Here is a 14903-nt window from a genome sequence, read left to right as displayed (position 1 = left end):
TTTTTTTTAACTATAGACCGTTACGAAAACGTATAAATAAATCCATAAAAAATCCAGAAAATGCCAAAACAATTCCGCCAACTCATAACCTAACTTTTGGTCGGGTGAGTATGCATTTCTATACGTTTGAATTATTACAATTGATAGTACGATTAAACCTCCAAAAACGTGGGCTAAATGGAGTAAAACCAATACATAGATAAATGAGGTAGTAATCGAACTAGCTGCTCCAGTAAAGTAGTAACCTTGCGATATAATTTCTGAAAATCCAGTAAACTGGAAATAAATAAACAAAATCGTAAGCGCCAAAGTAGCCCAAAGAAATATTTTCTGAAGTGCCAATTTACCTTTTTCAAGTGCTTTTTTTCCAAGAAAAAAAGTAATGCTGCTTGTTAATATTAAGAGTGTACTATATAAAAATTGGGTTGGGAGTTCGAAAGAAGATAACCAATCTGCTCGAGAACTACTTACTACATAAGCACTAGTTAAACCTGCAAAAGTCATTGTCATACTTATCATTGCAAACCAAAGCATCATTTTCTTTGCTCTTGCGTTCTTTTCTTGCATCGTCTTTTCCATTTACAAAATCATTTTATCTATTACATACATAATCTGTAGAAGTGTTATGTACCCTACACTTGTAAACATTAATTTTTTTGCTGATTCTTTTGTTTTTTGAATCATCAATTGAATAGCAAAGTATAACATTACAAATCCGATGCAACCAACAATTATTGTTGCAATCATACTTAAATTAAAAGTCCCTGTATAAGCTGTAGCTGGTAATAAGGATATAACAAGCATCCATAGGGTATAAAACACTATTTGGAATGCGGTTGCATTATCTGGATTACCTGAAGGAAGCATTTTGAAGCCTGCTTTCTTGTAGTCGTCGTCCAGCATCCAACCAATTGCCCAAAAATGGGGGAACTGCCAAAAAAATTGAATCATAAATAAAACTCCAGATTCAATACCAAATTGATCTGTGTAAGCTACCCAACCGAGCATGAAAGGAATCGCACCTGGAAAAGCACCTACAAAAACCGCTAGAGGTGTTTTTGTTTTAAGTGGAGTATATATACATACGTACAAGAAAATTGAAATACCTCCAAAGAATGCAGTCCTAGTGTTGATTGTATACAATACCAATAAACCAAGAACAGTTAATATAATTGCAATAATTAAAGCGGATTGTACACTCATTCTCCCAGAAGGTAAGGGACGATTTTGAGTTCTTGTCATCAAAAGATCGAGGTCTTTCTCTATTATTTGATTGAATGCATTTGATGCTCCAACCATAAAATACCCTCCAAAGGCTAATAAAATTATATCTATTAAAACTGGAATTTCTGCTGCCAATAAATAACCTGCAATCGAAGAGAAAACAACACTTACAGCCAGCCTCACCTTGGTCAACTGTTTAAAGTCGTCCAAAAAAATTGAAAAGGAAGATTGCTTAGTAGTTTCTATTTGAATTTTCTCTACGTTCATATTAAGGTGCAAAGATAATGTACAATAGCTTATTTACCATAGAAACATAAATCTAAATTAGCCGGAAATAAAAAGCCCGAAGTATACTTCGGGCTTTTATATTATATAGAGGAACTATTTTTATTGTAATCTAAAGGTAATTGGGATACTAAAAGGAACACGTACAGGACGACCTCTTTGTTTTCCAGGAGTCATTCTTGGAAGCTTTGAAATAATTCTTGCTGCTTCTTTTTCTAAATTTTTATCTGGTCCACGCATTCTTACGTTTGTAATTCTTCCGTCTTCTGCGATTATAAAGTTCACATAAACACGACCTTGAATTCCCATTTCTTGTGCAATTTCAGGATAACGGAAATTTTTACGGATGTGTTTGTTTATTTGGTCTTGAAAACATTTTCTTCGTTCTGACTTAGCTACACGCTCACAACCAGGGTATAATGGTACATCTTCGATAACTGCAAAAGGAACTGGAGAGTCATCAAATTCTTCTTCCTCAACCTCTTCAATCTCAACGATATCTTCTTGATCTGTTTCTGTAGATTCGATTACAGTTTCTTCAACTTCTTCTTCATCTTCAACAATTTCGATTACCTCAGGCGCCGGTGGCGGCGGTGGCGGTGGCGGTGGGGTTTTTATTTGCTCAGTAATAGGTACTTCCTCTTCGTCTTCGTCATCGATATTTAAAGATTGAAGTTCAAAGTCTGACTTTTCATAAGTTTTCTTTTCGAGAGCTCCCCATGAAAACAGAAGAACTACGGCAAGACCTATAGCAAAATAAAGGCTGCTATTTTTAGTTAGGTCAGCTTTTGGATTTTTTTTCAGTTGCATAAAACTTAATTTAGATGGCTAATTTATAAAAATACAGCATTTGACAATAATTTTTTAATGGTTTTTGACAAAAAAATAAATAAAACAATACCAATTGTGTTGGCTAGTATATCATATAATTCAAAACTACGATAAGATAACAACGCTCCTTGTGTAAATTCTAACAATAATCCCAGGCCAAAAGAAACAAGTATGGTCCACTTTTTTGGCGATTTAAGTTTCCAATCCACAATAAAAGCCAAAAACAAACTAATTGAAAAACAAAAATAAGCAAAACTATGACCCAGCTTATCGACTTCAAAAATCAAAGGCTCTTCTAGAGCTATTTTTATTGGTATAGTAGATAGTATTACAATTGTTATGCAACATATTCCAGAAAAAAATGAGAGGGTAAATTTAGGCACCAATCAATTCATTATAAGCAGATGAATCGAGAAGTTCATTTACTTGAGCAGCATCATCTAATTTAATTTTAATCATCCAACCCTTACCATAAGGATCTTCATTCACTAACTCTGGCTCATCTTCTAAAGACTCGTTGAGTTCAATTATTGAACCAGATAAGGGCATAAAAAGGTCTGAAACGGTTTTTACAGCTTCTACTGTTCCAAAAACTTCAGAAATTTCAAGTTTCTCATCCAGAGTCTCGACCTCAACATATACAATATCTCCTAATTCGCCCTGAGCAAAATCAGTTATTCCAACAGTTGCAATTCCGTCTTCAATCGAAATCCATTCATGGTCTTTTGTATAGTGTAAATTGGCAGGTGTATTCATTTTATATTGGTTTAAAAAACAAATATAACTGATTCTATTTATCAATTCCCAAAATTATATCGAATGCTTACACCCGATCGAATTGATGTTTGTGGAAAAGCTGATGAAATTGCAAACTTTGAAAAGTTATGATCGTAAAAAAATTGACTTGTTAGATTACTTGAAAGAGAATAATCTGCGGTTAGTTTAATTGACCAAAGGGTTTGTCCTGCAGTAACTTGATTGTTGTTGATCTCTAAATTTCTAAGTACTGTGATGTTATTACGATATGAGAGGTCTGCTTTAATATTTAAATCACCTTTTAATGTAGTTCTTTTTCCTCCAATGCGTGTTCTAAACCTTAAATCTTTAACTCGATAACCCATTCCAATTATATACTCTTGACCTCTAGATTCTGTAAGTAAATTATTGTCTAGACTTAACGAAAGAGCTCGGTCTGTTTTTAATTCTGCTAAGAATTTAAATGAATTTTTTAGTTCAAGATCGACTCTCAAAAGTGGATTAAATTGTTCTACAAGATTTAAATTAGAATATAAAGTTGAAGGAATAAAATTTCCTCCTTCGTCTAATTGATTTGGAATTGAAGGGTCGTAATCTAAATTTGTTTGGAAATTATTAATAGTATAACTCGACCTATAAGCATGTGTTAATGAAAATCGATTGAATATTTTTTTCAAAGATTTTATATCCATCAACCCTGTGTATTTTAAATTCCAATTAGGCAGCGGAGTTTTCTTTAATGGGTTTAAGGAAATATTTTCAGCTGAAGAACCAGAATACGCAGCTAAAAATGCGGGAATAACTACTGATTGATTTGACTTTCCATAACCTCTAGGAAATCCTTCTTCATCAACTTCTGTTGATGGAATACCTTCTTTCGAAGCTAGCCTTTGTGCGATTACAATCCTATGTTCTCTAAATTTTTCAAAATTCGGATTGTAAGAACCTGAGGGGGTATTGAATGCTGTTTTTATTAGTAAAGTAGAAATTCCAAAATTACCGTAACTATTAGGATTCAATGGAATGTATTCTCCATCGATTACCGAAAAGTTCTCAGATAAATTTTCTGAGTAATTACGTTCAGCAGAAAAGTCAATTAATAATCCTTTTCCAAAGTCTAGTTGCCCAGAAACCTTTAACAGGTTATTGTGTACTTGCGTGAATTGCTGATTAAAATCAGGGAAATCTGTTAACCAACCATTTCTTGCCGCTTCGTATCGAACATCTGCTTGACTTCCAAAGGTAAAACCTGGAGTGGGTTGTAATGTTCCGCCAAATCCTAAAGTAGGTAAATAGCCTGGAAGAACTTTTCCGTTGTTTTCCGTATAAGTAAACTGTACCCGTTTTAATGTAGATAATACATCTGCAATTGATTTTAAAGTTTTTTTCTTTTTATTCGGAAGTTTTTTAACTTCTTCTGGCACACCCTTATTATTTGAGTTAGGTAAAATTCTTCTTAGTTTCTGTTCCCTATTTTTCAGACCAAACAGTTGATATATTCTAGGCATTGAAATAGAACCATTTAAGGTCTGTGTATTCGCATTTTGAACTGTATTAACGATTCCTAAAAAATTTCCATTTAAATCTTCAACATCTGCAAGAACATTAGAACCTCGCTGCCAACTAAAATCTCCTGTATAGCTATAATTAGCATCAATAAAACTTAAAATAGGAATGAATTTAAACGGTATTTTATAGTTTAACGTAAGCGACTGAAAGTGTCTGTTTGGATCTCCAGTATCCCATAATCCATCCCAAATTCCTTTTCTTTTATCAACTAAAGAAGCACCACCCTCTTCATTATCTTGATAATAATTTCGGACAATATTATTACTGGAAGCTGTAAAATTCATCTTAAGTGACCTTGATAAATTGTGGTTTATACTATAGGTCCAATCAAACAAGAAATTTCTTTGTTGTAAATCCGGGAGAGCGAGCTGTTGAGAGGCATCAACTCCTTGAGAATAAACTTCTCTAAATCGCTGACTGTTAAACAAGCGGTTAATATTAGTACTTACAGCAATATTGTTTGGGAGTAAATTAAAATTTACTTCTCGAAGCCATTGCCAATATTTTTTCCTATTTAATACTTTTATTTTTTTAAAAGGGTTTATTTCAATTGGACTAAAACCGTGATTATAATTTGCAGAAAGCGCAACTGTTTTATTGGATTGATTTTGAATCTCATAATCACGGTGAGAAAATTCGTTATAAGCATAAGAGAAATCAAAATTCTCAATGTTATAAAAACGAGACTTTTCTGAACTACTATTTTTTCGAACTCCTATTAAACTGATGCTTTTTCGCTCAGTGTAATCAATAGCTTGATTTCTGATCGTATCCCTTTGAGCTTTTGAAGTGGCAGTTTCTAAACGATCTTTCAAAAGAATATCTTGATAAAAAGGATCATATTCTGGAGTTATTTGTGTAGCTCCAACATTATAATTAAATGGAATTTGAACTCCCCATTTTTTTGGTAATAACTGACCTACATTAACATTAGTTACAAAGTCGTATTGAGAAAGGTCTTCTCTGCTCCTCTGGTTTGGAGACTGTTCTATTGAACCAAAACCAATAGTAGACAATCTTCCAGAAGCACTTATTGTGGCAAAATCAGCTATATTAGCATCTAAGGAGCCAATCGCTGCCCAACCTCCTTGACTGTCAATTCCTGCAATACGTAATTCATTAAACCAAACTTCTCCACACAAATTATCTCCAATGGTTTGAGATGGGTTTTTTACCCCAATCATCATTGTTTTTATAGATCCTAAAGATGGATTACCTCGAACAGAAAACTTATATCTCTTTGATCCAGGCAAGGTACTTATGGGTGTAAATTCATCTATTATATTCAAGTCTTCATCATAATAAATTGGTCCGTTTGATATTTTTCCAATACTGGCTGCCTTTAGTTTTGACAAGAACTTAATTGGAACATTTATGGAGTTAAAATCGGGTTGCCACACCTCTTCAGCACTTAATTTATTCGAAACTCCTTCCATAAAAGAAGAGGGTTTCAAGGGAACTTCTATTTGGTAATAATTGTCTTTATAATCCGTTCCAATTCTTATGAATGCAACTAGTCTTTCGTCAAAAGCCTCTTCTGAACCCTCGCCAGGCAATGGAGTTTGACCCTGAACTGACTCAGCATGAATAAACATTTTGAGTTCTTTATATTGTCGTAAATCAATTTCCACACTCTTATAAATTCCTCTAGAATCCATGGGTTGTAAATCGCAAACTCTGAAGGATAATGATTGCTCGTTTTGACGAACTATGGTGTTATTATTATTAATCTGCTCGCGTTGAATTTCTGGAGGTAGAACATAATTAATTGGAACCCTATTTTCATTTTCCAGAATGTTAACCGTACTTATATCGACATTTGTATTTGCGTTAAATAAAAGATCTTCGTTAAGCGATTGGTTATACCTTCTCCAATCTCCACGAACTAAATCAAGAGTACCAAACCTAAAAACTACAGGAGTTTCGAAATCACTCAACACCATTCTCATGAATCTTATAGACCTTAAGTCCTCAATTCCATTTATGTTATCAAAATAAGTATTGAAACTTGTACCCTGATAATATCTTTTATCAATGGGAACTTTAAATTGAATCCATCTTGAAATTAATTGTTGACCATTTGGAAGATCTACTGTTACATTTTCTCTAACATCAGTTACAAAAGGATGGTTTCCTACGGTCATGTTCTTGGAGATGGGAACTCTATATTCAAAATAACTATCAATAGTATTCATCGTTTGATCCCGATTTATATCTTCAGTATCTGGCTCTGCAGTACTCCCTCTGTTAGTGTCAGAAAAAGCAATAGGTGAGTTCCCGTCTGTTCCGTTGTAATTCTTATAACGATTTACAATTCCTCCAGTAGCTTGAACAAAATATTCATAATTATCTCCAGCTGGATCGTCAATTGGTCCATTTGAATAAACCAATCGTTCTTCTTCATCATTTAGCCCATCAATCCCAACATCTTGCAACAAACGATCTTCTTCTATCGTGTTGAATGCATAAAGAAGGGACTGTGCTGCAGGTGTTTTCCCCCAATTACTTTCCTGAATAGATGCTCCTTCTGTCCCAGGTAAACCATTTTCATATTGTTTTCTTCCATCTTTAAGAACATCTTCAGATATATTACCTAGATGGAATATTAAAGAACCTAAGTCTTGATTCTGTGTTTCTAATTCTGTAAAAGTATCTAAAAGCCAAAATTCAATAAACTCAACATTCGATTGCTCAAAATTTGTAGAATTAATTGGTCGTGTAATCCCAGCCCAATTTTGATCCGGATTTCTTGTAAAAATGTCTACTTCCTGATTGTTATAAGGCCCTTTCTCTTCTGGAAAATAAGCTAGATCTAAAGTAGGTTGAAAAGTAGACTGTCCTTGAACCAAATCTTGTTCTGGAAATATTTCGTTAATAAAAATCCTTCTAGTGGTATTGAGCGAAATATCATCGTTACTAATCCCTGAAGGTCTTGATTGTGAGGTATAAAAAATTGGATCTACACTATACCACGCTAACTTTGCACGATTATATCCTCCTGTTAAATCGTCTATATTAGCATCAGAGCCTCGAAATCCTTCTGAGGGTACACTTGAAAGATTCCAAGCCAAAAATCCTTTAACATCTATATTGGTTTGAGCTCCTTCAAAATCATCTAAATAAACATTTGTTTGTCCTTCTAACTGTGTATTTCTTGGTTTACCTGCTATAAACCTGGCAACCTCCCCTCGAAATGAAATTCGAGATGGAACATCTGTTTCTATGTTCGGTAACTTATTTACAAGTCTAGTTAGAAATGGAAGTTCAGTAGAAAAATTAGTGTTAATACCCATCATAGTATTATTGACGGGTTCTGTTCCATAATTTGCTTTTTGAGTTAAAGGATTTTCACTTAAATTAATTAAGGTTCCTCCTAAAACAAAATTATTATTGAATTGATGAATTACATCAACTCCAGAAAAACGCTTGTTTTGTTGACCGAAAAATGAATTATTTTCTACCGATATCTGAATTGGTACGTTTGATGCTTGAAGTCCAGGGTCTATTATTTTTACACGTCCAATTCGATAATTAACGGTATAATCTATTCCTTCTCTTAAAACTCTCCCCCCTGCAGTTACCTTTACTGATCCTCTGGGTACATTAAAAGCTCCTATTGCAATTCCTTCGCCACTTGCAGATTTGTATCTCCCTTTAAGATGAAATTTATTTTGTTCTGTAGTTTCTAAAGCACCCGCTTGAGTGAGTGCATACATATCCCTAAAAACATACTTTTTCTGGTTGGCATTGTAGGTAATTTCGTTTGTATATTCTTCAATAGAGTTATCCGGATTATCTAAAAGTTTAAATAAATTTTCTCCAAAAGGTTCTACCGTTGGGAATATAATTCTCCCATATTGTGGATCGACCGTTATTCCGGGAACAAAATCAAAGAACCCATCTCCTTCTGGCTCCGGATCGTTGTATAAATTCAATCGATCCAAACTTAATGTTCTCAATAGAATTTGATTCTCTAAAGCTTCAGGCCATATTGTTTCGTCTACGGGTGTCATGTAATTTATAGGAGAAGGGTCTGAGTAAAGAATATTCAATCTGAAATCTTCTTGTTCTAATTGAAATGCCCCTGTATTATATATGTTTTTCATCATCAAATCCCAAACAGGCTGACGAACATCGGTTATACTACTCTTTAGTAACTTTACAACCAAATTATTTGTTTCAACCAGTGGGGGTTGATTTTGATTCATGTTTTCTGTAATTGAAGTACCCTCAATCCCTCCATTTGCAAATTCTCCTACTTGATAAACTTCTCCCTGAAAAGTAAATTGAAATGCAACTCCCAAAATCTCATCGTTACTTAATCTCTGATTAAGAGAGAGATAACCCAGCTGGGTATTTAATGTATATTCTGTTGGCAATAACTTTCTAGCACTTTCTAAAACAGCATAATCAAAACCTTCTTTTACTTTTCCGTTTAGAGGTCCAAAACCATTTGGAACTGAAGCTACATCTCGAATTGACTCATTTATAAAAGAACTTCCAGAGTTTGTGTTTGGATTTAATTTATTCGCATCATTTGATGGAATCCCACGTGGGGTTGGCTGATTAAAAAAAGAAGGATTTAATTCATCAAGACGCGTATTATTTGGGTCTGATTCTCCAATATCCTGAAGAGCAATTATATTTCTAATATTATTCGTTTGAGATTGACGGTTCGTTACCCAAACCTCAACACGTGTTATTTGAACTGGTGAATTTATATAAGGGTAGTTTTTTAAAAAATCGTCATAGTTATCTCTAAAGTAGTGTGCTAAGAAAAAGTGTCGATCTGCTTCATAATCCAAAGCAAAAATTGAAAATTCTTGAATTGTACCTCCACCCTGTGCAATTACAGATTGGGATTGAGAGCGTTGTTCGGCTAAGACCCCGGTTATATTTGTTCGTCCAAATTTAACCTCTGCCTTTACTCCCATAAGACTTTGAGCTCCGGAAATTAAAGTGCTGTTTAAAGGCATATTAACATTCCCAATATCAATGTTCTGAAGAATGGCATCTTCTGAAGCGGGTTTATTTAAAAAATCGTTAATTTTATTTTGGTATTCACCTGCTTTATTCTGAAGCGATGAAACCCGATCTTCCAGTGCTGTTATTTTATCATTTACTTTTCCGGCAATTCCAGCAACTTTATCAATTACCTTGTTCCCCTTCTCCTCTAAAGCATTTTTTTTGTCGCTCACCGAAGTAGGGAGATAATCTGATAAATCGTTAACTTTTGGTGGATTAAACTCCAATTTTACGAGGTTTTGAAAATCAAAAGTAGATTCGGTGTCGTAGTTTGCAGTTATCTGAAGTCTCTCCCCTATTTTACCTAGAAGACTTAAACTTATTCGCTGATCAAAATCAAAACCAAAATTTCTTCTATTCCTAGGAGAAAAAGATGGATTATCTGTTTTTTGATAACGAACGCCTAAATCAATCCCTATTGACCCCTGTGGAATTACATCGATTTGATTTCCTCCAAAAACTGAAGAGAAAAACTTAGAATTAATATACATCTCGGGAAGTAAATCCTTTTGAGAGTTTTCTTTTGCACTTCCTTTTTTCTGAGTAATGGTAGTCACCTTATCTTTGAAGTAGGTGTTCATTTGTTCTTTTAAAAACAAACGATAATACTCTTTCGGTGTTAATACCAAAGGAACATCGATGGGATATTCCCCATTATTCTTTTTGTAGACATACAAATCTTTTTCAGAATCGTAGTCGTAATCTAATAATGAGCTTGCTTTTTTTGGAAATGAAATAGTGCCGAGCTCAAATGTAGAGTCGGAAGTATCTTGCCCATATAAAGACGTTATAGCTGCAGAACTGTAAAAAATTACTGCAATTAAACACAGGCGAAGAGTTTTAGAACAGGCACTCTTTTTTTTAACCAAAAGGTTTTACAATTTATTCAAAGCTATTTTAATAAGCTCCTCAATGGAACTATCCGGGGTGCTTTTGAGTATATTATCAATTACTTTTTCAGATTGTCTTCTTGTGTAACCAAGGACCTCTAAAGCTGATAACGTTTCTTCTTTGGTTCTATTGCTTTGAAGTATAGGAATTTCGTCATTTCCTTCTATTTTTTGAACCTTATCTTTTAGTTCTATTAAAACTCTTTGAGCTGTCTTAAGTCCAATACCTTTAACTCCTTTTATAGCGGCTAGATTTTCACTTAATATTGCATGTTGAATTTCTTGTGGAGACATAGAGGACAACATTGTTCGAGCAATACTTGCTCCGATTCCAGATATTGATATTAGCAATCTAAAAACAGTCCGTTCAATCGGTTGAAAAAAGCCAAATAATGTATGAGAATCTTCTTTTACTTGAAGATGAGTATGTAATTTTATAGACTCCTCTGCTCCTAACTGACCGTAAGTGTGCAAAGATATGTGTACCATATAACCGATTCCGTTACAATCAATTATTACATGTGTAGGATGTTTCTCGACTAATTTCCCTGATATCTGTGCTATCATTTCTTTTGTTTTTGTTGAGCATCAATTACTGCAACAGCAGCCATATTTACAATTTCGTCTACACTTGCCCCTAGCTGAAGAATATGAATTGGCTCTTTTAGACCTAATAAAATTGGACCTACAGACTGATTTTTATTTAGCTCTTTCAAGAGCTTGTAAGTGATATTCGCTGATTCTAAATTAGGAAAAATTAACGTATTAACATTCTTTTTTGCAATTTCAGAAAACGGAAATTTCTCTTCTAACATTTCCCGGTTTAGAGCAAAATCTGATTGTAAAGGACCGTCTAGAACTAAGTCAGGATAATATCGGTGTAAATAAGCGACTGCTTCGGTTACTTTAGCAGCATTTGGATGTCTTGAAGAACCGAAGTTTGTGTAAGACAACATTGCAATTACAGGTTTCATTCCAAACATCTCTACTATTTGAGAGGTCATATATCCTATTTTGGCTAGTTCTTTTGCGGATGGCTCTATGTTTATTGAGGTATCCGACAAGAAAATTGGACCTCTGTCGGTAAGCATCATATTGGTTGCAGCGATTTTAGAAACACCTTTATCTTTTCCTACAACTTCAAGAACTGGCTTAATAACAGAAGCATAATTTCGGGAATATCCCGAGAGCATTGCATCGGCATCTCCGTTTTTGACCATCATGGAAGCAAAGTAATTTCGCTCTCGCATCAAGGATTTTGCTTCGTACAAGGTTACTCCTTTTCTTTTTTGTTCTTCCCAAAAAACATGAGCATACTTGTTTTTGACCTCATTGTGTTCATCACTTTTAGGGTCAATAATTAGAACTTTTTCAAGAAAATTAATAGACCCCATTAAATCAGAGATGACCTCTTTTCTCCCCAATAGAATAGGCTCTCCTATTCCCTCTTCAAGAATAATTTGAGCTGCTTTTAAGACATCTAATTGATCTGCTTCTGCAAACACAATTTTTTTAGGAGCTGATTTTGCCTGATCGTGAATCAATCGAATCATTTTTTGGTCTGATCCTACTAAACCAGCTAACTTCTCTCTGTACTTATCCCAATCTTCTATGGGTTCTTTTGCAACACCCGATGCTATTGCAGCTTTTGCAACTGCAATTGGAACTTCTTCTATTAAACGAGGATCAAATGGTTTTGGTATTATATAGTCTCTACCAAAGGATAAATTCGTTTTTTGATAAGCAATATTTACTTGTTCTGGAACCGGTTTTTTTGTTAGCTCTGCAAGTGCTTCTACAGCAGCCATTTTCATAGCTTCGTTAATTATAGTAGCTCGTACATCTAATGCGCCTCTAAAAATAAAAGGAAACCCAAGTACATTATTCACCTGATTGGGATGGTCGGAACGCCCGGTTGCCATAATTATATCGTCTCGAACAGAACATGCAAGATTGTATTCTATTTCGGGATCTGGATTTGCCATTGCAAAAACAATCGGGTTCGGATTCATCGATAATAACATCGATTCGGTTACAATATTTGCCATAGACAAACCAATAAAAACATCGGCCTTTTCCATTGCTTCCTCTAGGGTGTGAAGATCCAGTGCAGTAGCAAATTCTTGCTTTTCGGGAGTTAAATTTTCCCGATCTTTTCGGATGACTCCTTTGCTATCTGTCATGACAATGTTCTCGTCACGAGCACCAAAAGCTTTGTATAATCGGGTACAAGAAACTGCAGCTGCTCCAGCCCCAGAAATTACAATCCGTACTTCTTCTATTTTTTTATCTGCTAATTCTAAAGCATTTATTAAAGCAGCACAAGAAATGATAGCAGTCCCATGTTGATCGTCATGCATCACGGGAATGTCAAGCTCTTCTTTTAATCGTCGTTCAATCTCAAACGCTTCGGGTGCTTTAATATCTTCGAGATTAATCCCACCAAAAGTTGGAGCTATTGCTTTAACAGCTTCTATGAATTTTTCTGGGTCCTTAGCATCAACTTCAATGTCAAAAACATCTATTCCTGCAAAAATCTTAAACAAAAGACCCTTTCCTTCCATCACCGGTTTTGAAGCTTCCGGACCAATATTACCTAATCCTAAAACTGCTGTTCCATTTGAAATTACAGCTACTAAATTCCCTTTGTTTGTGTATTTATATACATCTTCTGGGTTTTTCTCGATTTCAAGACAAGGAACTGCTACTCCAGGGGAATAGGCCAAAGCCAAATCTCGTTGGCTGTTATAATTTTTAGTAGGTACTACTTCTATTTTTCCAGGTCTAGGTTTAGCATGGTAAACTAGTGCTTCTCTTCTTTTGCGTTCTTTACTCATAATTTTTGTGTCTATAACAAATGTAGGAAGTCTGTAGGATTAACAAATCTTTAAATTGAGAAATGTTTCTAAAAAAAAGAGCACCTAAGTGCTCTTTTAAAATTATAAGGATAAAGAAATATTCTGATTTACTCTTTAACCTTTACAAATAATGAAAAAATTCCTGCTGTAATCAAACAAGCTCCAGCTAAACGAATTACGTTAATTGGATTACTCCCAAGGAGGTCATACACGAAATACTGCATTGAGAAGATTTGTATGATCATTGGGATAACAATAAACATATTAAATATTCCCATATATACTCCCATTTTATCACTAGGGATTGAAGATGCTAACATTTGATAAGGCATAGCCATCATAGATGCCCATGTAATCCCCAGCCCAAAAGAAAATAAATAAATTTGAGAGACTGGGATCCCGCCTCCTAAAGGAATGGTAAACAAAAGGTCGGTGTCGTTTAGAAAAGGCATTGCCATTAATCCAACTCCCCCAAGCAGTAAGCTTAAAAAGTGTAGGTTTTTTGCTCCTAATTTTCTAGCTATAGGAATCATTGGAAAAGCTATTAAAACGCAAATTATATTGTATGTCCCGTTTAAGTTTCCAGTCAACAGCTGTGCTTGATTAAAAAAGGAGGTATTCTGATCCAGAGTGTCAAAAAGTGATAACGATAAAGCAGAGGTTAAAAATTGCCAGTAGCAAAACATAGCATACCAGGAGAAGAACATAACCGGTATAAGCTGCCTCATTGTTTTAGGCATTTCTATGAAAGAATCCTTAATCTCGGAAAGCGATCTTAAAAAAGCATTTCCCTTTTCTTTATTCGCTTTTATAACCGCAAGTTCTTCTTCTGTTGGAGGGTATTCTGATGTGGTTAATACGGTTACTAGAATCGTACCTATTGAAGCAATTGCTCCGATTCCAAATGCCCAATAAGTAGATACTGGAATTCCATTATCCATTTTGTCACTTAAAGCTAATATTCCAAAAGAAACTAATATGGCAGGTGTAAAGTTTGACATTACGCTCCCAAGCCCTGTAAAGAAACTTTGCATTAAAAATCCAATCGAGTATTGTTTTTTTGGAAGCTTATCTGAAACAAATGCACGGTACGGCTCGAGAGCAATATTATTTGCTGCGTCTAGGATCCAAAGTAAACTTGCTGCCATCCATATTGTACTTGAAAAAGGCATTGCTATTAATGCTAAACTTGCAATTAAAGCACCGATTAAAAAAAACGGCTTTCTTCTTCCAAACTTTGGGGACCAAGTACCATCGCTAATTGCTCCAATTACGGGTTGAACTAAAAGTCCAGTTACTGGACCTGCTAACCATAACATGGGAAGTTCTGCTTCGTTTGCTCCTAAGTAACGATATATGGCACTCATGTTACTTTGTTGTAAACCAAAACTAAATTGAACCCCAAAGAATCCAAAGTTCATGGTTAAAATTTGCCAAAAAGAAAGTTGTTTTTTTTCTATCATAA

At 34.6% G+C, this 14903-nt stretch carries 9 protein-coding genes; all 9 read right to left on the bottom strand.

What is annotated here, in order from left to right:
• Window positions 1-6: 6 nt before the first annotated feature.
• Window positions 7-579 (bottom strand): cytochrome c oxidase subunit 3, encoded by a 573-nt coding sequence (locus NG655_RS02065; protein ID WP_252157693.1) that lies wholly within the window; start codon window positions 577-579, stop codon window positions 7-9.
• Complete coding sequence (gene cyoE, locus NG655_RS02060) at window positions 580-1491, bottom strand: heme o synthase (RefSeq protein WP_252157692.1); 912 nt, start codon at window positions 1489-1491, stop codon at window positions 580-582. It lies immediately after the preceding gene.
• A 120-nt stretch (window positions 1492-1611) separates the two neighbouring features.
• A complete protein-coding gene (locus tag NG655_RS02055) occupies window positions 1612-2319 on the bottom strand; it encodes an energy transducer TonB (protein ID WP_252157691.1) in 708 nt (235 codons plus the stop codon).
• Between the two features lie 23 nt (window positions 2320-2342).
• The gene (locus tag NG655_RS09475; protein WP_419469262.1) at window positions 2343-2723 is read right to left on the bottom strand and encodes a VanZ family protein; all 381 of its coding nucleotides are present in this window, start codon (window positions 2721-2723) and stop codon (window positions 2343-2345) included.
• Window positions 2716-3096, bottom strand: a complete 381-nt coding sequence (gene gcvH / locus NG655_RS02050) for a glycine cleavage system protein GcvH (protein WP_252157690.1) — start codon at window positions 3094-3096, stop codon at window positions 2716-2718. Before gcvH ends, NG655_RS09475 begins: the two co-directional genes overlap by 8 nt.
• A 41-nt stretch (window positions 3097-3137) precedes the next feature.
• The gene (gene sov, locus NG655_RS02045; RefSeq protein ID WP_252157689.1) at window positions 3138-10559 is read right to left on the bottom strand and encodes a T9SS outer membrane translocon Sov/SprA; all 7422 of its coding nucleotides are present in this window, start codon (window positions 10557-10559) and stop codon (window positions 3138-3140) included.
• Between the two features lie 6 nt (window positions 10560-10565).
• On the bottom strand, window positions 10566-11147 hold the full coding sequence (gene ruvA, locus NG655_RS02040) for a Holliday junction branch migration protein RuvA (RefSeq protein ID WP_252157688.1): 582 nt from the start codon (window positions 11145-11147) through the stop codon (window positions 10566-10568).
• Window positions 11144-13417: an NADP-dependent malic enzyme gene (locus tag NG655_RS02035; RefSeq protein WP_252157687.1), complete on the bottom strand. Its 2274-nt coding sequence runs from the start codon at window positions 13415-13417 to the stop codon at window positions 11144-11146. The genes ruvA and NG655_RS02035 overlap by 4 nt, the downstream gene beginning before the upstream one ends.
• 128 nt (window positions 13418-13545) lie before the next feature.
• Window positions 13546-14901, bottom strand: a complete 1356-nt coding sequence (locus tag NG655_RS02030) for an MFS transporter (protein ID WP_252157686.1) — start codon at window positions 14899-14901, stop codon at window positions 13546-13548.
• Between the last annotated feature and the right edge of the window lie 2 nt (window positions 14902-14903).

This window comes from Candidatus Arcticimaribacter forsetii (genome assembly GCF_910589745.1).
In the GTDB taxonomy this organism is placed as follows: domain Bacteria; phylum Bacteroidota; class Bacteroidia; order Flavobacteriales; family Flavobacteriaceae; genus Arcticimaribacter; species Arcticimaribacter forsetii.
The sequence above is the reverse complement of the archived record's forward strand: the minus strand, read 5'-3'. Positions and strand labels throughout refer to the sequence as shown.